Here is a 23583-nt window from a genome sequence, read left to right on the forward strand (position 1 = left end):
TTCACGTCCCTTCGGACTCGCCTGCCTCCACTGCGCTGGCGACACGTTCGTGGCCGCTCGCCCACAGCGCATGCTGTTCGCTGCCGTCCTGATAGGGATTGGCCTCGGCCGGAATGTTCGCGCGCGCGGCGCGCTCGCCCTGTTCGAACGGATCGGGGTCGGTGCTCATGCTGACGTCCTGCTCCTCTGCTTCGGCTTGTGCTTCGACTGGTTTCTGGACTTGTCGTCGGGCTCGTTCTTGCGTTTGCGCGCAGGCTTGCCTGCGCCATCGCCATCCTCCGCAGCGCTCTTGCGCAGCGCGTCCTTCAGATCCGCCGGTACGCCGTGCTTTTCCAACAGGTCCATGAACGCCTCGTCGGCGAGGTCCTGCAGACTCAGCATCTGATCGCGGCCGAGCTGCTTGAGCTTGTCGAACGTGTCCTCGTCGAAGGCGATCAGCTTGCGCACGGCTCCTTGCTCTCCTCGCCCCATCAATCCTCTCCGATCAACATTCGTTCCGGAACGCGGTCCGTCCGGCTGGGTTGAAGTGTAAAGGGAGACGGTCCCATGGCCAGGTTTTCATTGGGCACCTTGATCGTGATTGCAGGCCTCGGCACGGCCACTGCGGTGTTCGCGCAAGGCGGTGGCGGCGGTGCGGGAGGCGCTGGCGGTGGAGCGAGCGCAGGTGGCGCGGCGAGCGCGGGAGCCGCCGGCATCGGCACGACCGGTACCGCTGCAGGATCAGGGAACGTCGCCGGTCTCGGCGACGCGCAGAACGAAGCCGGAAGCGGTAGCAATCCCTCGCGGCTGTCGCAACCGGGGGCGGCAGCTGCAAACGGGACTAACAGCCTCGGCACAGCGCAGTCGTCCGGCTCGGGCGCAAGCGGGGTGGGGTCGAGCAATTCCGGCGTCACGACCGGCGTGGGTCGTGGAGCGGCGGGAGGCACCGCGGCGACGGGACCGAACCGCGCCAGTGATACCGATGAGCAGGTTCAGCAGGAGAACAAGACGGCCGACCGGAAGGTGAAGAGCATCTGCCGCGGTTGCTGAATATTGCCCGCGGCTCCGGACGTCACGTAACGACATCGAGATCGCGCAGATGTGAGCGGGGTTGCCCGCGCGCCGTTCCAAATCCGGCTTAGAGACATTCGATGGACAGTACCGAGTGCAATGACATTGTCATGCCGGTTGAATTTGGAGACGGATCGATGCGCAAGAGATTGATGGGATTGCTGGCGGGCGCCGTGATCGCGGCCGCAATGATTCCGGGCATGGCGTCGGCGCACGGGCCGGGCGGTTTCCATCATGGCTTCGGCCATCGTGGCTTTGGCCCGGGTTTTGGACTCGGGTTTGGCTTGGGTTTTGGTTATCCCGGCTACTACGGATACGGAGGCTATCCCTATTACTACCCGTACACCTACGAGGACCTCGGCGGCTGTTACGTCGCCCGCAAGCGTGTGCGGACAGCGCGCGGCTGGCGCTTCCGCAACGTCGAGGTGTGTGAATGAAGCTTGGGTGAGGCGACCGGCCGATCCGGTCACTTCGCCTTAACGACATCTCGTGACGATTTGTTGCCGCTCCGATCGGCGGAGCGGCGGCGGAGAAGTAGCTGGCGCAACGCTTGCATGGGATCCAGGCATGATCAACACACTCACATCCCCTGAACTCACGTTTGTCTTCATGGGCGTCGTCGTCAGCCTGGGCGCCGCGCTGGTCTGGATGGCCTGGGAGCTCGAGCAGGGCGGCAGGCAGCTGGCGAAGATCCGTCGCGACGATCGTCGCCTGCGCTAGCAGCCGACGGTCCGGCGCCCGCATGAACGCAAGCGACATGCGGCAAGCGACATGCGGGAAGCCTCGCGGGCGCAGTCTGACGGGTTCGCTCGCCCGGGCCGCGGCTGTCAGCTCAGCACGCCATATTTCTTGAACCACGCCTGCATCTGCGCCCAGCCGTCCTCGGCGGCGTCCTTGCGATAGCTGGGGCGATAATCGGCGTGGAAGCCATGCGGCGCGCCGGGATAGATCTTGAACTCAGCTGTCTTTTTGTTGTCGGCAAGCGCGGTCTTCATGGCTTCGACGCTGGCGACGGGAATGCCGGTGTCGGCTTCGCCGTAGAGGCCGAGCACGGGCGCCTTCATCTCGGGTGCGAGCTGCGTCGGACTCTTCGGCCAGGCGGGATTGGGCGGATCGATCAGCGGGCCGTAGAACGCAACGCCCGCCTTCAGCGCCGAACTATGCGCCGCATATTCCCACACGGTGCGGCCGCCGCGGCAGAAGCCGACGATGCCGAGACGCGAGGTGTCGCCGCCCTGCGACTTGGCCCAGGCCACCGTCGCGTCGAGGTCCGACAGCAGCTCCGCGTCGGGCTTGGCATTCACGATCGGCAGCAGGTCCTTGATCTCGGTGATCTTGGTGAGGTCGGTCCCGCTGCGGAAGTAGTAGTCCGGCGCCACGGCGAGCGCGCCGAGCTTGGCGAGACGGCGCGTCACGTCCTTGATGTACTGATGCAGGCCGAAGATCTCCATCGCGACCAGCACGACGGGCGGATTGCTGGCGCTGGCGGGGCGCGCGAAATAGGCCGGCATGTCGCGGTCGCCGACCTTGATCTTCGCATCTCCGGCATTCAGGCCGCTGGTGTCGGTGGTAATGACCTCGGCCCGCACCGGGCCGGCAGCCAGCGTGTAGCCGGCCGTCACGGCAGCGGACGCGGTCATGAAGCCGCGGCGTGAGAAGGGGGCGACTTTTGTCAGCCCGATGACATCGGACGTCAGTGCTGGATCGGCGGACATGGGGGCTCCTCTGCGTCTTACGGGCGCATTGAGCCGAGAATTGACGGGGAAAAGCAAGTCACCAGCCGGAGAGCCGCGGCGTCGGATCCGTTGCGGGCGGTCGAACGCGCCGCCACAAAAAACAAGGCCGTCGGCGCAGTATGGCGCCAACGACCTTGCCAGCCCCGGATATTGAAATTGGCCCTGTGCCATCCTGAAATTGGCTCGCCATCCGGTGAAGGCAGGATGGCGTGACTCCCGGTTTCAATCTGTGAAGCACTTCACAGGATCCTGGGAATATTCGGCGGGAATTCTACGAGCAGGCGTCGGGACCGGCCGTCTCAGGATCGGTTACGACGATGCCGATGGCCGCCGCGGCTGGCATGGGCGCGGGCGCGGATGCTGCGGTTGCGTGGAGCAGGCGCGGCCTGCTCCGAGCTCTGCGTGCTGGCGAACGACTGACGCAGGCCATCGATGGAGTCCTTCAGGGTCGAGACCTGGTCCGACAGGCGCTTGGTGTCGGCCTGCTGGGCCGCGAGCAGGCGACGCATGCTCTGCAACTGCTCCTGCATCATCTGCAACTGGTCGATCGATTCCTGCTGGGTGGCCTCCAGGCCCTTGGTCTTCTCCACCAACTGCTCGGACGCCTGCACCGTGCGCGCCTGCAACTGCCGCGTCACCGCGCCGCGCTCGGCTTCCGGCGCGCCGCCATAGGCACGCCACAACATGATGCCGCCGATGCCCGCGATCAGCACCACGAGCGTCGCGGCTGCGAGCGCGATCGGCTGGGCGCCCTTGACGGGGGCCGGGCTGAGCTTCTCGGGGTAGCGTCTGGTGTCGCGCGTCACCGGATTCATCACGAAACCACCCAAATTGAAAAAGCTTCGGATGCTCCTCCCGAAAACTGGGAGAGGCGAAAAACTCGAGCAGAGAACGCTGTCCGCCCAGCCCGCAAATCGTGCATCTGGCGAACGAACCAAGTCGTCAGCTTTTGATTAGGAAATCCGACAAAAGCGAGGCCTGCAAGCCCGAAATGGCGCGCCCGCCGCATGCACCACGCCGGTTCCGGGGCGCGGTCGCGACCAGCCGAAAACTGCGGCCGGACAAATGCTTACTGCGTTGCGCTGCAGTTCCGGCAGATCGTGAGCTTCTGCTTGAGGCGGGCCTCGTCGGCGAGGTCGGCCGCCTGTTCCTCCTCCCAGCTCATCCGGCCGCGATAGCCGGAGCTCGACTGCGCGGACATCACGTCGACCCGCGAGTCGCCACGGCGCTTCGCGCCTTTGCGCGGTGTGCCGATGTCCGGCTCCGTCACCATCTCGGTGTCGGCGTCGGAGGTGGCGACACGGCCGTCCCAGTCGGCCGCAGCGCTCGTCGGCTGCGCGGTAATCACCGCGGGCGTAGCGGCCATCGCCGGCGCGGCTGGGCCCGCCGCGGCCAGCGGTCCCGAGCAGCCGGCGCCGGACATGCAGCAGTTCGCCAGGGTCAGGGCCGCGGCCAGCAAGGTCGCGCTTCGCAGGATCATCATCATGCCGACAACCTAAACCCGACGGTCGAGGGAAAACAAGGTTGGCCGGCCGTTGCCGCGCCCCGCCTGCGACATATCGTCAAAGCAAGGCCAAAAAAAGTTGCGGCCAGGCCTTGGGGGAGGCCTGGCCGCGCGCGAACCGGTCTGGGACGGGGAGGGGTGGGGATGTGACCGGGTCGCGTAACTCGAATTCGTGTCTCGCCTCTCTGATCAGCGCTTGCGGACGCCTTAGCGTTCTCTGGCGCTGGCGGTGGCCACTGCCGGGCGACCGTCGCCGAGCGAGACCCAGACGTTGGGGTCGCTCTGCGACTGCCGCTTGACGAAGCGGTAGCCGGTCTCGGTCCAGGCGACGACGCTCTCGTTCTGATTGTCGAGCACGTACTCGCCCTTGTCGGTCTTCACGGTGAGGACGGCGTGTCCTTCACCCTTCTTGTCGCGCACGACCGTGATCAGCAGCGCCTCGCGGGGCCAGCCGGCATCGATCAGCAGCTTGCGCTTCAGCAGCACGTAATCCTCGCAGTCGCCGTAGCCGTCCGTCGGCAGCGACCATTTCTCGACCACGCCCCAATGGTCCATGTCGGTGATGGGCTTGACGTTCTCGTTGACCCAGCGATTGACCTTTAGCAGATCGCGCCACGCGGTCTGGGACAGCACGATGTCGCGGGGCTGCGACGCGCCGCCGCGGCATTCCTCGGGGGTCTCGGTGCAGAACTCGACCCAGCCGATCGGGGCCCGCGTGGTGTCGCCGAGGCTCGCATAGAGCACCCGGTCATCACCGGCATGCGCCATCGTCCCCATCGCCATCAGGAAGGCTGCGACCGCCAACCCCTTTGCCTGTCCCGTCCGCTTGACCATTTTGGCCCCCGTTTTCGTTGGGACCATGTGTCTCACAAAGATTTTTCGCTGCCGCTAAATCGCCACGATGGATTTGACGCAAATCCAAGTAAAACAAAGGGCTTATTCGACTTTCACTTGAATCGAATCTAGCTAAAATTTGAATCATTCGCGGTTGAATCGAATGCGCTGCATTAAGCCGGGAACCGCTGCCGTTGCAGGGTCCCGTGCGCTTTTCCCGCCAACTATTAACTGCGCCGGATTACCTGTGCGATGGCCGAACGCCACACGGCGCCCGTGGTGGCGGACGCCGTGTGCTCCGTGAAGTTGCGGGATTTCAGAGGCTTGCGGCTTTACCGCGCGGTAACGCTGTCTTCGAGCGTTTCGGCGAGCTGGGCGTGCATGAACTCGATCGCGAAGCCGCCTTCGAGATTTCGCACCACGCGCGCCTGGACGCGGCCGAGCATGACCTGCGATTTCAGCGGCGGCCTGGTCTCGGCCGCAATCGCCGCGCCCGACAGCGACATGTCGATGATGCGGCAGGTCATCTTGGTGCCGTCCTCGAGCGTCAGCACCGCGATCGGGTTGCGCGGAATGATACGGTCGTGGCGGCGATCCTCCGGCAGATTGAGGATGTCGCGGTTGGCGAGCCAGGTCAGCTGCGCGGCGAGCTTGTCGCGCTTGCGCGCGGTGGCGCCGATCGTCATCGCGAAGCCGTTGTCGATGATGCGGGTGATCTTGCCCTCGACGCGGCCGATATGGTCGAGATAGGCGATCACGCGGTCGCCGACATTGCCGATGCCGGGCGCGAGCAGCGCCAGCCCGCCCGGCGACATGTTGATCACCTGGCAGGGAAACTCGCGCCGGTCGGGCAGCATGTAGCGGCCGAGCAGGTGGACCTTGACCCGCTGGAAACGGCGGCGCTCCTCGGCGGCCGGAAGAGAGAGTTTTTTGTTCGGCAACGCCATGTTTCGCCACTCAAAGCCGGCTCTTAGCGTGCCGGATGATCCAGTGTTGAAACTAAGTCCTTCACGGTTAATTCAGCGTTACGTTGTGCTCCTGCAGCACTCTGCCGCGGGCCATGACGAGCTGATAGAATGGGCAGGCGCGACATCGCGCCAATGACGCCAACGGAGATGGGAGAGACGTTCATGCGGAGCTTGTTGGGAGCCGTCGTGGCGGTCGTGGTCTGCGTGGTGGCTGGATCGCCGCCGGCCGCGGCAGCCGAGATGAAGGTGACCCTGCTCGGGACAGGCACGCCGACGCCGCGGCTGTCGAGCTTCAGCGCCTCGACCCTGATCGAGGCCGGGCCTGAGCGGCTGCTGTTCGACCTCGGACGCGGCTCCACGATCCGCCTGTTCCAGAAGAGCATCCCGCTCGGCAGCATCACCGCGCATTTCCTCACCCATCTGCATTCCGATCACGTGGTGGGACTGCCCGACATGTGGCTGAGCGGCTGGATCGGCACGCCCTGGGCCTCGCGCAAGGGGCCGATGGTCGTGTTCGGACCGAAGGGGACAGTGGCGATGACGGAGAATCTCACCAAGGCCTTCTTCGAGGACATCCGCATCCGCATCGATGACGAGCACTATCCGCCGGAAGGCGTCGCCTTCGCCGCGGCCGACATCGGGCCCGGCGTCGTCTACGAGCGCAACGGCGTCAGGGTGAGCGCCATCGAGGTCAATCACGGCGAGAAGATCAAGCCGGCGCTCGGCTATGTCGTCGAATTCGACGGCAAGAAGGTCGTGCTGTCCGGCGACACCAAGCCCGATCCGCGGGTGGAGAAGGCGGCGGAGGGCGCCGATCTTCTGATCCACGAGGTGGCGGTGATCGATCCCGAACTGATCAAGACCTATCCGAACTATCGTGCGATCGAGGACCATCACACCTCGCCGGAGGAGGCCGGCAGGATCTTCACCGAGGCGAAGCCGAAGCTGGCGGTCTACTCGCACATCGTGTTCGCCACCGTGAAGCCGGTCCAGGACGTGCCCGAAGAGGCGCTGATCGCGCGCACGCGGACGAGCTATCAGGGCCCGCTCGTGGTCGGGCGCGATCTCACGTCGTTCGTCATCTCGGATCAGGTCGCCGCGTTTGCTCCCGACGGCAGTCCGATCACGCCGCTGACCGGCTCACATTGAGGAGGCGGGACGGCAGCCCAGATCCCGTAGCCCGCATGAGCGCAGCGACATGCGGGGACGTCTGTCCGCCGGCGATTCACCGTCGGCGTGCGACAGCTTCGACGCGGGCACGCGATGTAAGGATGGTCTGTCCCGGATGTCGCTTTCGCCTGCGCCCTTCGGGCTCCGGCTGGCGCTCATCCGGGCCACGAGATCGGCGCTGCACTCAGCGCAGTCCCTCATACACCATCAGGCCGCGGGCGAGCGCGAGCTTGCGCAACGCGCGCGGCACGATCGGTCCGGCGGGCGGATGGATGTAGCGCCATGACACCATCTCCAGCGGACCGAGCGCGCCTTGCGGCGTCTCGAACGGGGCGAGCAGGCCGGTCAGGCTGATCGGCTCATGCGCGCGGGTGGCGAACGGCAGCAGCAGCAGTTCGAAATGCGCGGTCGTGCGATCCGGCGCCTGCGCCGTCACGCCGGCGATCGCCGGCAGCGTCTCTTCGCAGACCACCGCGGTGATCTCCTCGATCTCGCGGCGGCTGGCGGGCGCGAACTGCGCCGGAAAGCTCCTGTCCTTGACGTCGCCGCCGAGCAGGGCGCACAGCCGCGTGCCGGCCATGCGGAACGGAAAGCCGCTGTCGGCATCGCAGGACAAGACGAAGATGTCGCCGAGCAGCTCGCGCACGGCCGACGGCTCGAAGTCGCAGCGCTCCGGCGCCTTGGCATGGCCGCGCCTGTCGTTCCAATAGGCGAAGAGCTCGCGATTGGACGGATGTTTCATCTCGGTGATCCCTCGCGCCCTCGACGTCACGGAGGACATTGCTGTCCCGCTTTCGTCCAGGCGCCTCCCTGGTTTGTTTTCGCAGGAGGGGTGGTGCAGCGTCCATGCCGATGGTGCGATCGTGCCGGCTTTCCCCCGGCCTTCCGCGCGTTAAGGTTAAATTAACGATGAGCTTGGCGGCCGCCGAGCGATCGTTAACAATGCGTTCATCAGATCGCGGCCGGAAGGTGGAAGGTCCGCCGCGATACGGTGAGTTACACGCAGGCGGCGTCAAACAAGTCTGGTCGTCGCGACGGGGCGGGGTGGGGAAAACGACCCCGGGCGCTCCGGACGCGGCAAAGGCCGGCAGGTCTCGGAGGGAGGGTTTTCTCAGAACCCTCCCTCTTTCTTTTGGCGGATCGGCTGTCCTTTCGCCTCCGCGGCCCGGGGCTGCACATCAACTCTGCCGCCATGCGCTTGCACAGGCCGGCCAAAGCCGCCTATCTGACGGATCTGTTCCTCTCGTCGAAGGCGTGCGTTCCGTTGGATTCCCCCTCGTCAGACCTCACGCAGGATCCGCCGCTCCAGCAGGCGCGGGAGCCGATCCTCAATCTGCCGGGCGCACTGACCGCCTACATCCTGCTGATCGCGGTGATCCATCTGCGTGTGCTGCTGCCGGACGAGTGGAACGGCTGGATCATCGACCTGTTCGCCTTCGTCCCGAAACGATACGACCAGACCCTGATGGACGGGGCGTTTCCCGGCGGCACGCCGGCCAAGATCTGGACCTTTTTCAGCTACTCGCTGCTGCACGCCAATCTGGCGCATATCGGTTTCAACGTGCTGTGGCTGCTGCCGTTCGGCAGCGCGCTCGCGCGCCGCTTCGGTGCGGTCAGGTTCTATCTGTTCATGGCGGTGACGGCGGCGGCCGGTGCGCTGGCGCATCTGCTCACCCACGAGCACGCGCTGGCGCCGATGATCGGCGCCTCGGCCTCGGTGTCCGGCACCATGGCGGCGGCGATGCGCTTTGCCTTCGTGAGAGGCAGCTTCCTGTCGTTCACCCGCGGCGATGCCGAGGCGGCGGCCAGGGTTCCGGCGCTGTCGCTGACGCGTGCGCTGCGCAATCCGCGGGTGCTCGGCTTTCTGGCAGTGTGGTTCGGCGTCAACATCGTGTTCGGCATTGGCGGCATCACGCCCGGCGCCGAGGGCGCCGACGTCGCCTGGCAGGCTCATATCGGCGGATTCATCGCCGGACTGATCCTGTTTGCGCTGTTCGATCCCACCCCGCATGTGCGTGACGATGCTGCGCCTGCGTTGCCGTCCGACGTGGTCGACCGTTAGGTGCCGCGATCCTGCGCTTGCGAGCGCAGGTGATTTCATTCATCATTTGTGTCCACTGCAACCGGGGCACGATTCCGGATGAACGAAAGCAGGCGATTTGTGCCGCGCAGGCCAGCTTGCGGAGTGCAATGCAACCAAAGCGCGATCAGAAGGATTGGATCCGTTGCATTGTCAGACTGTTGATTGAAGACTCGCTTGACTGACGATCGCTGGAAGCATCGGCCGCAACGACGCCTCGCTCAAGAAGGCACACCGGCCCCTCAAGGAGACGAGCAATGACAGTACGTGCGATCCTCGACACCAAGGGCCATCAGGTCGAGAGCGTCGAGTCCCAGACCACACTCGCCGAAGCCGCCAAGCGGCTCGCCGACCGCAAGATCGGCGCGGTGCTGGTGATGTCGGGCTCCCGGATGGAGGGCATCCTCTCGGAGCGCGACATCGTCCGCGCGCTCGGCGAGCGCGGCGCCGCCGCGCTGACCGAGCCGGTGTCGAACGTGATGACGCGGCGGGTGGTGAGCTGCAAGCCTGCGGATACCGTCGCCTCGATCATGGAAATGATGACCAACGGTAAGTTCCGCCATCTGCCGGTGATCGAGGGCGGCGTCGTGGCCGGCCTGATCTCGATCGGCGACGTCGTGAAGTGGCGCGTCCAGGAATACGAGGCCGAGCAGGAAGCACTGCGCCAGTACATCAAGACGGCGTAGTCGCTCCGCCGCCGGTCGGCGTCACCGCGCCGATCGCTTCCTGGATGGAATCCAGCGCACGTTCGGCCGCCCTCGTGCCGAACGCGATGAGGTCGGCCGCGCGATGAAAGTCGAACCAGCCGATCTGGCCGACGCGCGGCGAGATCAGAAGGTCCGGCGGATCGCCCGCGAGGCGCGCGCGGGTGATGCGGTCCTGCATGATGTTGAAGGCGTCGACCATCACCGACGAGATGCCCGGCCGGCCACCCTCGCCGAAGAACTGCCGCTTCACCGCGCGCTCCGGCGAGAACAGCCTGCGGAAGCGCCGCTTCGGCGGCGCGCTCTCCATCACTGTCTCCGGCACCTCGACCGGCTGGCCATGCGAGTAGATCGTCGTCGAGTGCGTGAACACGTCGCTCGACAGGTTGGCGGCGATCACGATCTCGGCGCCGAGCGCGCGCGCCGCCGACACCGGCACCGGATTGACCATGGCGCCGTCGACCAGCCAGCGGTCGCCGATCAGGACCGGCGCGAAGATGCCGGGCAGGGCGTAGGAGGCGCGCATCGCGTCGACGAGGCTGCCATGGGTCAGCCAGATCTCGTGCCCGGTGCGGATCTCCGTCGCCACCGTCGCCACCTTCATCGGCAGCTCCTCGATGGTGACGCGGCCGAGCGAGGCTTCGAGTTGGGCGGCGAGCTTCTCGCCGCCGATCAGGCCGGAGCCGTTGAGGCGGATGTCGAGATAGCCGAGGATGTTGCGCATCTGCAGGCTGCGCGCCCATTCCTCCAGCGTATCGAGCTGGCCGGCCGCATAGGCGCCGCCGACCACGGCGCCGATCGAGGTGCCGACCACGACATCGGGCACGATTCCGTGCGCCATCAGGGTCCGGATCACGCCGATATGGGCAAAACCGCGCGCCGCGCCGCCGCCAAGCGCAAGGCCGATGACCGGCTTGCGGATCGTGCCGAGACCGACATCGGAACCTTCGGTTCCGTTCGCACGGCGTCCTTTCAGAATGTCCAGCACCGAGATCTCCACGCCTACGCAAACTGTGTGCAACGAGTCGGCAACGGACTCATGACGCATGACAGCCTAGCACCAGCCTACCAGAAGCATCCTTTATGCCGGGTCGACGGGAGCGCCGGATGCCGCTGATTTGAACTCTCCGCCGGAGAATGCGACCAAGTCGCGCGCTGCTTACGGGGTTCCTCCGGGACAGTTGAGTAGAGGCTTGAATTTGCCGCGTTTTTGTTCAAAAGCAAGACGATGACGACAGGTCGCGGGTTCACCAGATTCCGGCGCAGCGGGCGGCTATGGCTTGTGCTCGCCTTGTCGTGGCCGCTGACCGGGCTCGTGACGCTGCCGGCCGCGGCGCAACTGTTCAGCGACCGGCCACCGCCGATTCCGCCGGCTTCGGTGCCCGATCCCGGGGCGGCGGTGAGCCTGGCGCCACCCTCCGGCCCCGCCGCCGGTCCCATTCCGCCACCGGCCCCGCAGGTGCTGCCGGGACCGCCCGTCGCCGCGATCCCACCCGGCGCGCCGGCTGCGATCCCGCCGGTTGCTCCTCCACCCGCCGCGGCTCCCAATCAGGGCGTGCTGTCGCTGTCGGCGCGGTTCGGAAAGGACCTGCCGAACATCAATGGCGGTCTGGTCTGGCGCGTGTTCGCCGACCGGCCGGACGAATCCGGCGCCTTCAAGATGCTGCGCGAGGATCGCGGCCCGACGCCGAACATCGTGCTGCCGCCCGGCACCTATGTCGTGCATGTCGCGCTCGGCCTCGTCAGCGCGGTCAGGTCGGTGAACCTGAAGACGGAGACCGATCGCGAATCTTTCGTGCTGCCGGCCGGGGGCCTGCGCCTCGAGGGCAGGGTCGGCACCAGCAAGATCCCGCAGAACCAGATCTCGTTTGCCATCTACAAGGGCAGCCAGTTCGACGGCCGCGAGCGGGCGCCGCTGGTGCCGAACGTCGCCGCCGGCGACATGCTGATGCTGCCGGAGGGCACCTATTACATCGTCTCCAACTATGGCGACGCCAACTCGGTGGTGCGCTCCGACATCCGCGTCCAGGCTGGCAAGCTCACCGACGTCACGGTGACGCACCGCGCCGCGGTCATCACCTTGAAGCTCGTCTCCGACAAGGGCGGCGAGGCGCTCGCCAACACCGCCTGGTCGGTCATCAACCCCGGCGGCGACGTGATCAAGGAATCGATCGGCGCCTTCCCCAAGGTCGTGCTGTCCGAAGGCGACTACCGCGCGATCGCCAAGAACGAAGGCAAGGTGTTCGAACGCTCCTTCAGCGTCGTCAACGGCGTTGACGGCGAGGTCGAGGTGCTCGCGCGGTAAGCGGCTCGCACGCGAAATGGCACCGCAGAAGGACACAGACTCTCCCCGCTATCTATGAGAGCCAGCCTCCGGGAGAGCCGCATGCAGATATCCCACATCATCCGCCAGGCCATCGAGATCGGCGAGCGCAAGGGCTGGATCACGTTCGACGAGCTGAACGCACTTTGCCCGGCTAACACAATCGACCCCGAGGACATCGAGCGGATCATGCGGGCGCTCAGCGACGCAGGCATCCGTCTGGAGGAGGACTGATGCAAGAACAGCGTTTTTGGCAGGAGCGCGCCTGACCACGGGTGTCGTCCCGGCGAACGCGGGACCCATACCGCGGATGCTATCGGGGGACCTAGCTGTCAGTGGCCCGCATCACCGCGGCCGGTGGCTATGGGTCCAGGCTCAAGGCCGGGACGACAGCGGCGATTGTCGAAGCAGTGGTGCGCGACACGACTCGCCAAGTCGTGCACATCTGCCCGTCGGGTTAATTTGTCGCACTTATTAGTTCTTGCGCCGTCGGGCAAATCAGGCGGATCTTTCCGCGCATCCCGCCTCGAGATGAGGGGCGTATCGCGGTCGTCACGACACGCGAGGCGGGGAGCGGTGGGCGTGGTGGATTGCAGCGCGGGTTGCTCGCGCCGACGAACAATTCGCTGCGCACGGTCAAGTCGCGCGGTCCTGATATCCCGATGCTGATGTCAACTCACGTTGAGGCTTCGCTTCGCGTGGGGATGGTGGCCAGAAAGCCCGGCGCACCAGGGAGAACGCGAAGCAGCCGTTAAAGCCATCGCGCAGGGAGGGCCGGGTTTCCGGCTGACCTGTGGTACCTGCCGCCTGCATTTTTTTCGCAGGCGGGCCACGGGCCTCAGTCGAGGTCCGGCTCTCCCTGCGCCCTCTGTTTGAAGAGGGCGGTTCGAACAAGAAAACTCGGGCAGATATTGTCGCGAGATCGCGCAGTCACATCCGCAGCCATGCTGTATCGCTCTCTCGTTGGGACAGCGCCGATGAACGTGAAGCGATGCTGTCACAGTCGCTAATGCGCGATAACCATGGAACCACTTAAAACTGTCACAATCGCTGCGCGCCATGCGCGAAGGCAATGCATTTACAGCTCGTTAAAGCCGCGTCTGCTTCAGATACCGCTGGAACAGGCTGGGCGATTGAGTGGGAATGATGCGTGCCGCGACGACCAAGGCGTTGACTCCGATCAGCAGCGATCTCTTTGACGACATCCCGGTGCTCAGACGCAAATGGCAGGCGGCATTGAAGCCGGGCCAGCGCCTGCCGCGCTACGAGGACGTCATGCTGGGCAGCCTCGGCCGTCTCGCCGATCATATCGCGGTGCTCAACAACGAGGACGGTCGCCTGCAGATTTCGCGCAGCGGTCGCTACGTCCAGCAATGGCTGCAGGATGAACGCTGGGACGTCGCGGTCGAGGCCGTGTCGCCGGATTGCGCCACGGTGCTGGTGGAGGCCGCCAATTGTGCGCTCGCCAGCGGCCAGCCCTATCTCGCTTGTGCGCATTGCGTGCGCGACGGCATGGTTCGCAGCTATGACGTGCTGGCGCTGCCGACCAACTCGCGGTGGGGAAGCACGCTGGTCGGGACCTACGTCAACGAGCGGGCCACGCAGTACAATCTGCTCGACGCGATCTTCTCGACGACGGACGACGGCGTGGTTTCGCTCGCGACCATCCGCGACAGCGTCGGCATGCCCTGCGATTTCCAGGTGGTTCATCACAATCGCGCGGCGGCCGACCTGCTCAGGCTGCCGTCGGCGACGCTGCAATGGCATCGGCTGAAGCAAGGCGGCAACACGCTGTGCACGCCCGAGGTGATGGCGCGGCTGTTCGACGTCGTCACGCACGGGCGGAGCGACCAGTTCGAGCTCGACAGCGAGGCGCGCAGTCTCAGGCTCGGCGCCCACGCCTTTGGCGACATCATTTCATTGACCATTGCCGACGTGACCGCGCTGAAGCGGCGCGAGGCCTCGTTCCGGCTGCTGTTCGACGCCAACCCGGTGCCGATGTGCATCCTCGATGCGAAGACCGCGCAGATCCTCAATGTCAACGATGCGATGGTCGGACACTATGGCTACGGCCGGGCGGATCTGCTGTGCATGAATGTCTGGGATCTCTGGCCGCCGGGCGAATGGGAAAGCCTCGATGACGCGCTGCTGCGGCTGGCCGACGGTGATCTGTTTCACCGCGACTGGCGGCATCGCAAGGCCGATGGCAGCGAGATCGAGGTGCTGACCTACGGCCGCGAGATCACCTTCGATGGCCGCGACGGCGTGCTGGTCGCGATCGTCGACATCACCGAGCGTCGTCGCGCCGAGGCGCGCATCGCCTACATGGCGCACCACGACGGGCTGACCGGCCTGCCGAACCGCGAATTCTTCCAGCAGCGCCTCGCGCAGGAGCTCGACGGCGCCGGGGCGGCCGACCGCCGCATCGCGGTGATGTGCATCGACCTCGATCTGTTCAAGACCGTCAACGACTCCTTCGGTCATCCGATGGGCGACCGGCTGCTGCAGGCGGTCGCGGGCCGCCTGACACAGCAGATGCATGGCGGCAAGCTGGCGGCGCGGCTGGGCGGCGACGAGTTCGCGGTGATCATCAGTCAGAGCTGCGGCGCCAGCGACGCCAGTGAGTGTGCCGCCCGCCTGATCGCGGCGCTCAGCGCGCCCTATGACATCGACGGCAACGAGCTCGTGATCGGTGCCTCCATCGGCATCGCGCTGTCGCCGGGCGACGGCGCGAGCTGCGAGGAGCTGATGAAGAACGCCGACATGGCGCTGTACCGCGCCAAGCAGGACGGCGGCCGCGTGCATCGGTTCTTCGAAAAGGAGATGGACCGCCAGGCGCAGAAGCGCCGCGACATGGAGCACGATCTGCGCCGTGCCTTCGCCCAGGGCGAGTTCGAGCTGCACTACCAGCCGCTGGTCGACGTCGCGACCGGCGCGATCTCCGCATTCGAATGCCTGCTGCGCTGGCGTCATCCCGACAAGGGCATGATCTCGCCCGCCGATTTCATTCCCGTGGCCGAGGACATCGGCCTGATCGTGCCGCTCGGCGAGTGGGTGCTGCGCGAGGCCTGTCACGAGGCGGCGCGATGGCCCGACGGCATCAAGGTCGCGGTGAATCTCTCTGCGGTGCAGTTCCGCAGCCGCAACCTCGTGCAGGTCGTGGTCCAGGCGCTGGCGCAGTCGGCGCTGACGCCGGAGCGGCTCGAGCTGGAGATCACCGAGTCTATCCTGCTGGCCGAGACCGAGGCCAATCTGGCGACGCTGCATCAGCTTCGCCAGCTCGGCATCCGCATCTCGATGGACGATTTCGGCACCGGCTATTCCAGCCTGAGCTATCTGCGCAGCTTCCCGTTCGACAAGATCAAGATCGACCGCTCCTTCGTGAAGGATCTCGCGCAGCGCTCCGACTGCCTCGCCATCGTCCGCGCCATCTCCGGCCTCGGCAAGAGCCTCAACATCATCACCACCGCCGAGGGTGTCGAGACATCGGATCAGCTCGAGTGGCTGCGCGCCGAGGGCTGCAACCAGGTCCAGGGCTTTCTGTTCAGCGCGGCCAAGCCGGCCTCGGAGATCGCGGGCCTGCTGGCGCAGTTCGGCACGAGATCATCGAAGGCGGCGTGAGGATTAGAGGGAAGCCTACGGAATGTTGCACGCGGCTTCGGAGTGCCAATTAGTTGGGGCTGAGGCATCTCCGCGCGTCATTGCGAGCACAGCGAAGCAATCCGGACGGCCTCCGCGGAGGAATCCTGGATTGTTTGCGCTCGCAAGGTTGGGCGGATGGAGCGTGGCGCGGCAATGAGCCGAGCGATCGCCGGGCGTCTGCTCCTGAAGGTCGCGCCGGTCCCGCGCGTGCCTTCGTCAGAACCGCGTCACGATGTCCGCGAGCGCCGGACGCGGCCGGTCCTCGCTCGGCTTGGCCGGCTTGCCGATGTGAATGAGCCCGGCGAGCTTCTCCTCCGTCTTGAGGCCGAGACCGTCCATCACGTCGCGGTCGAACATGAACCAGCCAGACAGCCAGCAGCCGCCATAGCCGAGTGCGGTGGCCGCGGTCAGGATGTTCATCGCGCTCGCGCCGGCGGAGAGCTCCTGCTCATAGGCCGGCACCTTGGGATGCGGCCGGGTGAAGCTGACGAGGCCGATCACCAGCGGCGCCTCCATGAGGCGATTCTTCTCGACCTCCAGCTCGGCGGCGCTCGCCTGCGGGTTCTTCCTGGCGAACACGGCCGCGATGACCTCGCCGGCGCGGCGGCGGCCGTCGCCCTCGAACACGATGAAGCGCCATGGCGCGAGCTTGCCGTGGTCCGGCACGCGGGCGCCGATGGTCAGGATGGTGTCGAGCTCGGCGGGCGAGGGGCCGGGGCCGCTCATCTCGCGCGGCTTCACGGAGCGGCGGGTCTTCAGCAGTTCAATCGCGTCGGTCACGTCGGTGGGTCTCGTTCGTTGCACGCGCGACAGATAGCATGGGCCTCCGCCTGCAACGAGACCACGGCACGGCGTTTTGATCGGTTCTACTGCACCCGGTGCTGCAGCCTTTGCGGGTTTCGGCGAAGACTTCGCGCGGGACGACGCGGATCGGGCATATCCGATGCGGCCATCTGTCCTAAGCACGATATTCCCAGCGAATTGTCGAACCTTGGGCGGGCCGGTAAAAACATAGTGCTAAGAGATCCGCCGGGAGTTGCCTCGAGTGCAAGATCTGACGTGCCGATGACCGCACTGATTCCGTCACCTGACGCCGTCGCGCGGCTGCGCGGGACGGCTGGTTTCGCACGGGCGATGCGCGCGTCGACGGCATCGGCGATCAGGCTGTATCGGGGCGATCGCATCCTCAATGCGCTGCTGAGCGACCGGGCGCGGGCGCTGTTTCCGCACGTCGCGCTGTATCTGCATTTTGCCGAGCAGCGCGACGGCGAGCTCGGTCTCACCGTCGGCGCCATGAAGGAGATGTGTGCCAGGCTCGACCTGTGCAGCGGCGGCCGCTGCGAGGCCATGCTGGCGCTGATGCGGGCGACCGGGCTGGTGGCGTCGGCCTCGAATCTGGACCGCCGGCGGCGGCCGCTGGTCCCGACCGACAAGCTGATCGCGCTGCATCGCGAGCGCTGGGGCGTACAGTTCGACGCCATGCGCGCGGTGCTGCCGGCCGCCGTGGGTTACCGGGCTGCGTTGAACGATCCGGCCTTCGTGAAGAGCTTCGTGCTCGAGCTCGGCCGTCGCTTCATCGCCGGCGTCCGGATCCTCGACGGAGCGCCGGAGCTCGAGCCGTTTGCCGAACGGACCGCGGGCATGGTGATCCTGTTCAGCCTGGCCCAAGGCGCCGGGCCGGACCAGCCATTCCCGCCCGACGGCCCCGTGCCGTTCTCAATCAACGGTCTGGCGACCCGCTTTTCGGTGTCGCGCAAGCACGTGCTGACGCTGCTGCGAGACGCAGAGGAGAAGCGCCTGCTCATCCGCAGCACCGACGCCATCACCATTCTGCCGCTGGGGCGCGAGGCGATCGAGCGGATGCTCGCGACGATGTTTCTCTACATGGCCGAATGCGCCGACGTGGCGCTGCAGGCCGCGGGTCGAGACAGAGGTTCGGCGGATGCTGTCGCCAGTCTGTCGGCGTAGCCGCGTAGCCCGGATGAGCGCGCGCCGGAGCCCGTCAGGGCGACGGCGGGAGCGACATCCGGGATCTCACGCGCTGTCGCGGCGACACCGCATGTCGCTGCGCTCGTGCGGGCTACGCGCTACGACGTCACGCCGCCTCGCGCTGACGGCGCCGCACGTCCGGCGGCGTCGCCTCGTCGACCAGGGCGGCGATGGCCTCCGCGGTCGGCATCACGGTCTGGCCGTCGCGGCCGAGCCGGCGGACGGAGACTGAATGCGTCTCGGCCTCCTTCTTGCCGACGACGAGCAGGGCCGGGATCTTCTGCAGCGAGTGCTCGCGGACCTTGTAGTTGATCTTCTCGTTGCGCAGGTCGATCTCGCATCTGAGCCCGGCGCGGCGCAGCGCAGCCAGCACCTGCTTGGCGTATTCGTCGCCTTCCGAGGTGATGGTGGTGACGACGACCTGGGTCGGCGCCAGCCACAGCGGGAAGCTGCCGGCATAGTGCTCGATCAGGATGCCGATGAAGCGCTCCATCGAGCCGCAGATCGCGCGATGGACCATCACCGGCGCCTTCTTGGCGCCGTCGGCGTCGATGTAGAACGCACCGAACCGCTCCGGCAGGTTGAAGTCGACCTGCGTGGTGCCGCACTGCCAGTCGCGGCCGATGGCATCGCGCAACACATATTCGAACTTCGGCCCGTAGAACGCGCCTTCGCCCGGATTGATCTCGGTGCGGATGTGGTTGCTCTGCGCCTTGATCTCGTTCAGCACGGTCGCCATCACGCGCTCGGCGTGATCCCACATCTCGTCGGTGCCGACGCGCTTCTCCGGGCGGGTCGAGAGCTTCACCGTCAGTTCACCCTCGAAGCCGAAATCCGAGTAGGTCGACAGAATCAGGTCGTTGATCTTCAGGCACTCGTCGGCGAGCTGGTCCTCGGTGCAGAACACATGCGCGTCGTCCTGGGTGAAGCCGCGCACGCGCATCAGGCCGTGCATGGCGCCGGAGGCCTCGTAGCGGTGCACGACGCCGAATTCGGCGAGCCGCAGCGGCAGGTCGCGGTAACTCTTCAGGCCATGCTTGAAGATCTGCACGTGACCCGGACAGTTCATCGGCTTCAGCGCGAACCAGCGCTTGTCCTCGGCCTCGTCGCCGGCGGACTGCGCCGCGAACATGTTCTCGCGATACCAGTTCCAGTGGCCGGAGGTCTCCCACAGCGACTTGTCGAGGATCTGCGGCGCGTTCACCTCGTCATAGTCGCCGGCGAGGCGCCGGCGCATATAGGCGATCAGCGCCTGGAAGATGCTCCAGCCTTTCGGATGCCAGAACACGACGCCCGGGCCTTCCTCCTGGAAGTGGAACAGGTCCAGCTCGCGGCCGAGCTTGCGGTGGTCGCGCTTTTCGGCCTCCTCGATCTGCTTGAGGTAGGCGTCGAGCTGCTCCTGCTTGGCGAACGCCGTGCCGTAGATGCGGGTCAGCATCGGATTGTTGGAGTCACCGCGCCAATACGCGCCCGCCACCTTCATCAGCTTGAAGGCGTTGCCGATCTTGCCGGTCGAGGTCATGTGCGGACCGCGGCAGAGATCGAACCAGTCGCCCTGGTAGTAGATCTTGATCGGCTCCTCGCCGGGAATGGCGTCGACCAGCTCGACCTTGAAGGCCTCGCCCTTGTCGCGGAACACCTGCTTGGTCTTCGCGCGGTCCCACACCTCCTTGGTGAAGGGTTTGTCGCGGCCGATGATCTCGCGCATCTTCTTCTCGATCGCGGCGAAGTCTTCGGGCGTGAACGGCTCGTTGCGGAAGAAGTCGTAGTAGAAGCCGTTCTCGATGACAGGGCCGATGGTGACCTGGGTGCCCGGCCACAGCGCCTGCACGGCCTCGGCCAGCACATGCGCGCAATCGTGCCGGATCAATTCCAGCGCGCGCGGATCGTCGCGGTCGACGAGCTCGAGCCTGGCGTCCTCATTGATCGGATCGTTGAGGTCGACGAGATCGCCGTTCAGCGCCATGGCGACGGTGCGCTTGGCGAGCGAGGGCGAGATGCCCTTGGCGATGTCGAAGCCGGTGGTGCCCCGGGGATATTCACGCCGGGCGCCGTCGGGGAAGCTGATGGTGATCTTCTCGACCGGAGCGGCGGGCTTCAGGTTGCTGAGGCTGTATTGGAAATTGGACTTTTGCTGGTCGGACTTGGAATCAGGCGATTTCGGATCGGACATGGGTCACTCCTTGAGCTCACTCCTGCGAACGAGCGCAGGTAAGCGGGAGCAAGGGGTATAGCAGGGGATTTTCAGGCTGCAACCGGGAGAGGGACGGGAAAACCGCCCAATTGCGGCTGGTGCGGCGATGCGGAGATTGCCGCCGCGGGCCGGTATGATACAACTTCAAGTGTTCGGGGCGTGGGGACGCGTTTGGCGATGGAGTCTGCAGGAGAGGCGCCGCTGTCTGTGTGTCGGCGCGGCGGCATTCATGTTGGGGCCGCGCTGATCGTGTTCGTGTTGTCGAGCCTGTCGTCGCTCGCGGCCGTTCCGGCGATGCCAAAGCCGGCGACCCAGCCAAAGCCCGCGGCACATGCGAGGCCGGGTGCCCCGGCCAGGCCTGCAACGGAGTCCAGGCCGGCCGCGCGCCGCGCCGCGCCGCCGCGGGTCGCCGACGGCTCGACGCCGATTGCGTTCGCTCTCGTCAAGGGCTCCTCGGACGCCTGTGGACATGGCTGTGACAGCTGGATCGCCGCCGAAGGCAAGATCGACGGCGGCGCCGCGGCGCGCTTTCGCAAGTTCATGAAGCAGATCGGGGAGCGCAGACTGCCGATCTACTTCAATTCTCCAGGCGGCAATCTGCAGCAGGCGCTCGCCATCGGCGACATGCTGCGCGAGCGCAAGGCCGCCGTGCGGGTGGGACGCACCACCTTGCGCGAGTGTGGCTTCGAGCCTCAGGAGGGCGAAGCTTGTACCAAGCTGAAGCTGTCCGGGCGCGAGCTGCATGGCGAGGTCTGGACGCGGGGGGCGATGTGCAATTCGGCCTGTCCCTACATGCTGCTCGGCGCGCCCACGCGTGACATCGCAGCGGATGCGACGCTCGCGGTGCATTCGCCGCGCGTCATCCTGAACTTCACCGGCGGCGTGCCGACCCGCGAGATGCGGGCGCAGGCGATGCAGCAGGCGATGGCGCGGGCCGACAAGATGGTGCTCGACTACATCACCAAGCTCGGCGCGGATCCCGCTCTGCTCACGGTGGCGCGGTCCGTTCCGTTCGAGAGCATGCGCATCCTGACGCGGGAGGAGATCGCGCGGTTTGCGCTCGACAGGCGGCAGCGGGTCGAAAGCCCCTGGATGTTCGAGACCGCCAGCCGTGGGATTGCCTACAAGACCATTCTCGCACGCAAGGACGGTGAGAGCACGTTCCAGACCACGCGCTTGCAGATGGTCTGCTTCGATCAGGACCGCTTCGAGCTCGACGTCGAGCGCATCGCGCCGGCCGGCTCGCCGCCGGGTCCGCTGGCAATGGCGAGCGGAGATATGCGGCTCAATTTCCTCTCGCCGCCGCGGCGGTCGGGCGACCGCGAGACCTGGGGCGTGTTCCTGAATGCAAGCCAGGTGAAAACGCTGTCGTTGATGCCGTCGGCCGAGCTGAGCGATTCCCTGTTGAATGTCGCGCGTCGCAATGTCTCGACATTTCCGGTGAGCAGCGAAGGCCTGCAATCTGCTCTGAAGATGCTGATCGAGAGCTGCCCGCCGTCCAAGGCCGTCGCCCGTCCGACGAGTACGCCGGTTCCGTGGACGCAGATTCCCTCGCCGCAGGCCTCGGCGGCGCAGTCCGCCCCCGCGCCCTGACGAGAATGGCGGCCAGGACGAAGGAGGGAGGACGAAAGAAAGTCATGGGCGGCATGAGACATTTTCATGCAAATGCATGAAATTCTCTGCTATTGAGGCGCGATGACATCCACTTCCGCTTCCGGGCGCTTTGCGCCGACCGCGCTCATGCTCGGCAATCTCGTCACCGGCTGCTCGGTGCTCGCGCCCGCCGGCCTGCTGTCCGAGCTCGCCTCGGATCTCGCTGTCGGCGTTCAGACGGCGGGGCTCCTGATCACCTTCGGCGCGGTGGTGCTCTGCATCTGCTCGCCCTTGACCGCTTGGCTGACGAGCCGCTTCGATCGCCGCCGTCTGCTCGCAGCGACGCTCATGGTGCTCACGCTCGGCAATCTCGCCTCGGCGTTTGCGCCCGATTATGCGAGCCTGCTGGTGCTGCGCCTGGTGATGCTCGCGGTCGGCGCGCTCTATACACCGCAGGCCGCCGGGACGGCGGCGCTGATCAGCCCGCTCGAGAGACGCGGCAGCACCATCGCCTATGTCTTCCTGGGCTGGTCGCTGGCGGCCGCCGTGGGGCTGCCCATGATCACCTTCATCGGCAGTCATTCCGGTTGGCGGGCTGCCTATCTCGCCGTCGGTGCGGCCGGCGCGGTCAGCTTTGTTCTGCTGACATGGCGCCTGCCATCCGGCCTGAAGGGCGCGCCGGTTGCGTTGAAGACCTGGACCGAGCTCGGCCGTAACCGTCTGGTGGTTCTGCTGCTCCTGGTCACGACCCTGCAGATGTCGGGGCAGTTCGTGATCTTCACCTTCATGGGACCGCTGTTGAAGCGCCTGACTGGCGCGGACTCCAACCAGATCGGGCTCGTGTTCGCGATCTACGGCGCCTGCGGCTTTCTCGGCGTCGTCATCGCAACCCGGATCGTCGATGGCTGGGGGGCCTACCGGACATCGCTCTTGTTCACCTGCCTGATGTTCGCCGGTGTGTCGGCCTGGACGCTGGCGGCGGGCACCTACGGCCTCATGGCGGTGGCGGTCGCCATCTGGGGGTTGGGGTTTGCGTCCACCAATTCGATGCAGCAGGTTCGGCTGGTGGCAGCCGCGCCGCCGCTTGCCTCGGCCTCGGTGTCGCTCAACACCTCCGTGCTCTATATCGGCCAGGCCATCGGCTCCGCGATCGGCGGCAGCCTGTTTGCACGCGACCTGCTCGGAGCCACCGGCTACGTCGCACTGATGTTCCTAACTCTGGCGTTGCTGGCAATTCTGGCCAGCCGCCAGCGCGCGCGGACCGCGGTTCCGGCCTGAGCAGCGGGTTGGCGCTTGGCAAAGCCGGCCCGACCGGATTAAAGGCCGATGTCGTGGGGGTTGCTGGGGCGTGGATTCTGCCACGGCCGGCGAGTAGCATCGACGGACGTCCTCGCGTGCCCACGGGTCGGATGAGAGAGATATGGCATGAAGAAGATGATGTTGAGCCTGGCCGCAGTGCTGCTGTGCACCCCTGCGCTGGCCCAGAGCGCACCGATGGTCGGTGACCGTCCGCTGGTGCAGGTCAAGCCGAAGGGGACGAAGACCGCCGCCGCCGCGCCGGCCAAGCCGCAATCGGCGGCCGCCAAGCTCCAGGCCTGCCTGGAGATCGACGACGGAACCAAGGAGCGCCTGAACTGCTACGACGCCGTCATTCCGCCGGCAGCCAAGCCGAAGGCGATGAAGGCCAAGGTGGTCGGCGACTGCAAGTTCACCAAGGAAGAGGATGAGCGGCTCGCCTGCTTCAACGGCTTCGTCGAGAAGCTTCCGAAGTCCTGAGGCATTGCGGCGGCCTCTGT

Annotated in this window: 24 protein-coding genes; 13 read left to right on the plus strand and 11 right to left on the minus strand. The window is 66.1% G+C overall.

Features of this window, described 5'->3' with window-relative positions; translation table 11 throughout:
* Position 1: 1 nt before the first annotated feature.
* Both QX041_RS03520 and QX041_RS03525 read right to left on the minus strand, forming a co-directional pair.
* Positions 2-169, minus strand: a complete 168-nt coding sequence (locus tag QX041_RS03520) for a hypothetical protein (protein ID WP_316164487.1) — start codon at positions 167-169, stop codon at positions 2-4.
* Positions 166-471 carry a hypothetical protein gene (locus QX041_RS03525; protein ID WP_315749454.1) on the minus strand — a complete coding sequence of 102 codons (306 nt, stop codon included), beginning with the start codon at positions 469-471 and terminating at the stop codon, positions 166-168. The genes QX041_RS03520 and QX041_RS03525 overlap by 4 nt, the downstream gene beginning before the upstream one ends.
* Before the next feature lie 75 nt (positions 472-546).
* Between QX041_RS03525 and QX041_RS03530 the strand changes: the two genes are divergently transcribed.
* The 3 genes from QX041_RS03530 to QX041_RS03540 all read left to right on the plus strand — a co-directional run bounded on the left by QX041_RS03530 (position 547) and on the right by QX041_RS03540 (position 1770).
* Positions 547-1029, plus strand: a complete 483-nt coding sequence (locus tag QX041_RS03530; protein ID WP_316164488.1) for a hypothetical protein — start codon at positions 547-549, stop codon at positions 1027-1029.
* A 158-nt stretch (positions 1030-1187) separates the two neighbouring features.
* Entirely contained in the window at positions 1188-1487 is a 300-nt protein-coding gene (locus tag QX041_RS03535; RefSeq protein ID WP_315714683.1) for a hypothetical protein, read from the plus strand.
* 130 nt (positions 1488-1617) lie between these two features.
* Positions 1618-1770: a hypothetical protein gene (locus QX041_RS03540; RefSeq protein ID WP_315715000.1), complete on the plus strand. Its 153-nt coding sequence runs from the start codon at positions 1618-1620 to the stop codon at positions 1768-1770.
* A gap of 107 nt (positions 1771-1877) precedes the next feature.
* Here the strand turns inward: QX041_RS03540 and QX041_RS03545 are convergent, their stop codons facing one another.
* The 5 genes from QX041_RS03545 to QX041_RS03565 form a co-directional block, all read right to left on the minus strand.
* Entirely contained in the window at positions 1878-2690 is an 813-nt protein-coding gene (locus QX041_RS03545) for a dienelactone hydrolase family protein (RefSeq protein ID WP_409977902.1), read from the minus strand.
* Positions 2691-3085: 395 nt separating this feature from the next.
* Positions 3086-3601: a hypothetical protein gene (locus QX041_RS03550; RefSeq protein ID WP_315714681.1), complete on the minus strand. Its 516-nt coding sequence runs from the start codon at positions 3599-3601 to the stop codon at positions 3086-3088.
* A 254-nt stretch (positions 3602-3855) separates the two neighbouring features.
* A complete protein-coding gene (locus tag QX041_RS03555) occupies positions 3856-4272 on the minus strand; it encodes a hypothetical protein (protein ID WP_316164489.1) in 417 nt (138 codons plus the stop codon).
* Between the two features lie 225 nt (positions 4273-4497).
* A complete protein-coding gene (locus QX041_RS03560) occupies positions 4498-5124 on the minus strand; it encodes a transglutaminase-like cysteine peptidase (protein WP_316164490.1) in 627 nt (208 codons plus the stop codon).
* 332 nt (positions 5125-5456) lie between these two features.
* A complete protein-coding gene (locus QX041_RS03565; protein ID WP_315801062.1) occupies positions 5457-6071 on the minus strand; it encodes a PilZ domain-containing protein in 615 nt (204 codons plus the stop codon).
* Positions 6072-6254: 183 nt separating this feature from the next.
* On the opposite strand from QX041_RS03565, the gene QX041_RS03570 reads away from it, so the two are divergent.
* Positions 6255-7241 (plus strand): MBL fold metallo-hydrolase, encoded by a 987-nt coding sequence (locus tag QX041_RS03570; RefSeq protein WP_316164491.1) that lies wholly within the window; start codon positions 6255-6257, stop codon positions 7239-7241.
* Positions 7242-7446: 205 nt separating this feature from the next.
* On the opposite strand, the gene QX041_RS03575 is transcribed toward QX041_RS03570, so the two are convergent.
* Positions 7447-8004 (minus strand): PAS domain-containing protein, encoded by a 558-nt coding sequence (locus QX041_RS03575; protein WP_316164492.1) that lies wholly within the window; start codon positions 8002-8004, stop codon positions 7447-7449.
* Between the two features lie 522 nt (positions 8005-8526).
* Here QX041_RS03575 and QX041_RS03580 point away from each other — a divergent pair.
* Both QX041_RS03580 and QX041_RS03585 read left to right on the plus strand, forming a co-directional pair.
* Positions 8527-9324 (plus strand): rhomboid family intramembrane serine protease, encoded by a 798-nt coding sequence (locus tag QX041_RS03580; RefSeq protein ID WP_316164837.1) that lies wholly within the window; start codon positions 8527-8529, stop codon positions 9322-9324.
* 275 nt (positions 9325-9599) lie between these two features.
* On the plus strand, positions 9600-10028 hold the full coding sequence (locus QX041_RS03585; protein WP_315714675.1) for a CBS domain-containing protein: 429 nt from the start codon (positions 9600-9602) through the stop codon (positions 10026-10028).
* On the opposite strand, the gene QX041_RS03590 is transcribed toward QX041_RS03585, so the two are convergent.
* On the minus strand, positions 10015-11034 hold the full coding sequence (locus QX041_RS03590) for a patatin-like phospholipase family protein (RefSeq protein WP_315714674.1): 1020 nt from the start codon (positions 11032-11034) through the stop codon (positions 10015-10017). The two genes, QX041_RS03585 and QX041_RS03590, sit on opposite strands and share 14 nt — an antisense overlap.
* A 240-nt stretch (positions 11035-11274) precedes the next feature.
* On the opposite strand from QX041_RS03590, the gene QX041_RS03595 reads away from it, so the two are divergent.
* The 3 genes from QX041_RS03595 to QX041_RS03605 all read left to right on the plus strand — a co-directional run bounded on the left by QX041_RS03595 (position 11275) and on the right by QX041_RS03605 (position 15990).
* Complete coding sequence (locus QX041_RS03595) at positions 11275-12351, plus strand: hypothetical protein (RefSeq protein WP_316164493.1); 1077 nt, start codon at positions 11275-11277, stop codon at positions 12349-12351.
* Between the two features lie 81 nt (positions 12352-12432).
* Positions 12433-12603, plus strand: a complete 171-nt coding sequence (locus QX041_RS03600) for an RNA polymerase sigma factor region1.1 domain-containing protein (protein ID WP_315714672.1) — start codon at positions 12433-12435, stop codon at positions 12601-12603.
* A 912-nt stretch (positions 12604-13515) separates the two neighbouring features.
* The gene (locus tag QX041_RS03605) at positions 13516-15990 is read left to right on the plus strand and encodes a putative bifunctional diguanylate cyclase/phosphodiesterase (protein ID WP_316164838.1); all 2475 of its coding nucleotides are present in this window, start codon (positions 13516-13518) and stop codon (positions 15988-15990) included.
* Between the two features lie 237 nt (positions 15991-16227).
* On the opposite strand, the gene QX041_RS03610 is transcribed toward QX041_RS03605, so the two are convergent.
* A complete protein-coding gene (locus tag QX041_RS03610) occupies positions 16228-16791 on the minus strand; it encodes a nitroreductase (RefSeq protein ID WP_316164494.1) in 564 nt (187 codons plus the stop codon).
* Between the two features lie 285 nt (positions 16792-17076).
* On the opposite strand from QX041_RS03610, the gene QX041_RS03615 reads away from it, so the two are divergent.
* The gene (locus tag QX041_RS03615) at positions 17077-17979 is read left to right on the plus strand and encodes a hypothetical protein (protein ID WP_409977893.1); all 903 of its coding nucleotides are present in this window, start codon (positions 17077-17079) and stop codon (positions 17977-17979) included.
* A gap of 127 nt (positions 17980-18106) precedes the next feature.
* On the opposite strand, the gene thrS is transcribed toward QX041_RS03615, so the two are convergent.
* On the minus strand, positions 18107-20173 hold the full coding sequence (gene thrS, locus QX041_RS03620; protein ID WP_315714669.1) for a threonine--tRNA ligase: 2067 nt from the start codon (positions 20171-20173) through the stop codon (positions 18107-18109).
* A 315-nt stretch (positions 20174-20488) separates the two neighbouring features.
* Here thrS and QX041_RS03625 point away from each other — a divergent pair, with 315 nt between their 5' ends.
* The 3 genes from QX041_RS03625 (at position 20489) to QX041_RS03635 (ending at position 23563) form a co-directional block, all read left to right on the plus strand.
* Positions 20489-21787 (plus strand): hypothetical protein, encoded by a 1299-nt coding sequence (locus QX041_RS03625; RefSeq protein ID WP_315714974.1) that lies wholly within the window; start codon positions 20489-20491, stop codon positions 21785-21787.
* Between the two features lie 102 nt (positions 21788-21889).
* Positions 21890-23065: an MFS transporter gene (locus QX041_RS03630; protein ID WP_316164495.1), complete on the plus strand. Its 1176-nt coding sequence runs from the start codon at positions 21890-21892 to the stop codon at positions 23063-23065.
* Between the two features lie 147 nt (positions 23066-23212).
* Complete coding sequence (locus tag QX041_RS03635) at positions 23213-23563, plus strand: hypothetical protein (protein WP_315714667.1); 351 nt, start codon at positions 23213-23215, stop codon at positions 23561-23563.
* Positions 23564-23583 lie beyond the last annotated feature (20 nt).

Origin of the sequence: Bradyrhizobium sp. SZCCHNRI2009 (assembly GCF_032485115.1) — a bacterium.
Lineage (GTDB): Bacteria > Pseudomonadota > Alphaproteobacteria > Rhizobiales > Xanthobacteraceae > Bradyrhizobium.

What these genes read in the sequence shown, in the direction of transcription:
- QX041_RS03520 (WP_316164487.1), bottom strand. Translation starts at nt 169, where the DNA reads ATGAGCACCGACCCCGATCCGTTCGAACAGGGCGAGCGCGCCGCGCGC.
- QX041_RS03525 (WP_315749454.1), bottom strand. Translation starts at nt 471, where the DNA reads ATGGGGCGAGGAGAGCAAGGAGCCGTGCGCAAGCTGATCGCCTTCGAC.
- QX041_RS03530 (WP_316164488.1), top strand. Translation starts at nt 547, where the DNA reads ATGGCCAGGTTTTCATTGGGCACCTTGATCGTGATTGCAGGCCTCGGC.
- QX041_RS03535 (WP_315714683.1), top strand. Translation starts at nt 1,188, where the DNA reads ATGCGCAAGAGATTGATGGGATTGCTGGCGGGCGCCGTGATCGCGGCC.
- QX041_RS03540 (WP_315715000.1), top strand. Translation starts at nt 1,618, where the DNA reads ATGATCAACACACTCACATCCCCTGAACTCACGTTTGTCTTCATGGGC.
- QX041_RS03545 (WP_409977902.1), bottom strand. Translation starts at nt 2,690, where the DNA reads ATGACCGCGTCCGCTGCCGTGACGGCCGGCTACACGCTGGCTGCCGGC.
- QX041_RS03550 (WP_315714681.1), bottom strand. Translation starts at nt 3,601, where the DNA reads ATGAATCCGGTGACGCGCGACACCAGACGCTACCCCGAGAAGCTCAGC.
- QX041_RS03555 (WP_316164489.1), bottom strand. Translation starts at nt 4,272, where the DNA reads ATGATGATGATCCTGCGAAGCGCGACCTTGCTGGCCGCGGCCCTGACC.
- QX041_RS03560 (WP_316164490.1), bottom strand. Translation starts at nt 5,124, where the DNA reads ATGGTCAAGCGGACGGGACAGGCAAAGGGGTTGGCGGTCGCAGCCTTC.
- QX041_RS03565 (WP_315801062.1), bottom strand. Translation starts at nt 6,071, where the DNA reads ATGGCGTTGCCGAACAAAAAACTCTCTCTTCCGGCCGCCGAGGAGCGC.
- QX041_RS03570 (WP_316164491.1), top strand. Translation starts at nt 6,255, where the DNA reads ATGCGGAGCTTGTTGGGAGCCGTCGTGGCGGTCGTGGTCTGCGTGGTG.
- QX041_RS03575 (WP_316164492.1), bottom strand. Translation starts at nt 8,004, where the DNA reads ATGAAACATCCGTCCAATCGCGAGCTCTTCGCCTATTGGAACGACAGG.
- QX041_RS03585 (WP_315714675.1), top strand. Translation starts at nt 9,600, where the DNA reads ATGACAGTACGTGCGATCCTCGACACCAAGGGCCATCAGGTCGAGAGC.
- QX041_RS03595 (WP_316164493.1), top strand. Translation starts at nt 11,275, where the DNA reads ATGACGACAGGTCGCGGGTTCACCAGATTCCGGCGCAGCGGGCGGCTA.
- QX041_RS03600 (WP_315714672.1), top strand. Translation starts at nt 12,433, where the DNA reads ATGCAGATATCCCACATCATCCGCCAGGCCATCGAGATCGGCGAGCGC.
- QX041_RS03605 (WP_316164838.1), top strand. Translation starts at nt 13,516, where the DNA reads ATGCGTGCCGCGACGACCAAGGCGTTGACTCCGATCAGCAGCGATCTC.
- QX041_RS03615 (WP_409977893.1), top strand. Translation starts at nt 17,077, where the DNA reads ATGACCGCACTGATTCCGTCACCTGACGCCGTCGCGCGGCTGCGCGGG.
- thrS (WP_315714669.1), bottom strand. Translation starts at nt 20,173, where the DNA reads ATGTCCGATCCGAAATCGCCTGATTCCAAGTCCGACCAGCAAAAGTCC.
- QX041_RS03625 (WP_315714974.1), top strand. Translation starts at nt 20,489, where the DNA reads ATGCCAAAGCCGGCGACCCAGCCAAAGCCCGCGGCACATGCGAGGCCG.
- QX041_RS03630 (WP_316164495.1), top strand. Translation starts at nt 21,890, where the DNA reads ATGACATCCACTTCCGCTTCCGGGCGCTTTGCGCCGACCGCGCTCATG.
- QX041_RS03635 (WP_315714667.1), top strand. Translation starts at nt 23,213, where the DNA reads ATGAAGAAGATGATGTTGAGCCTGGCCGCAGTGCTGCTGTGCACCCCT.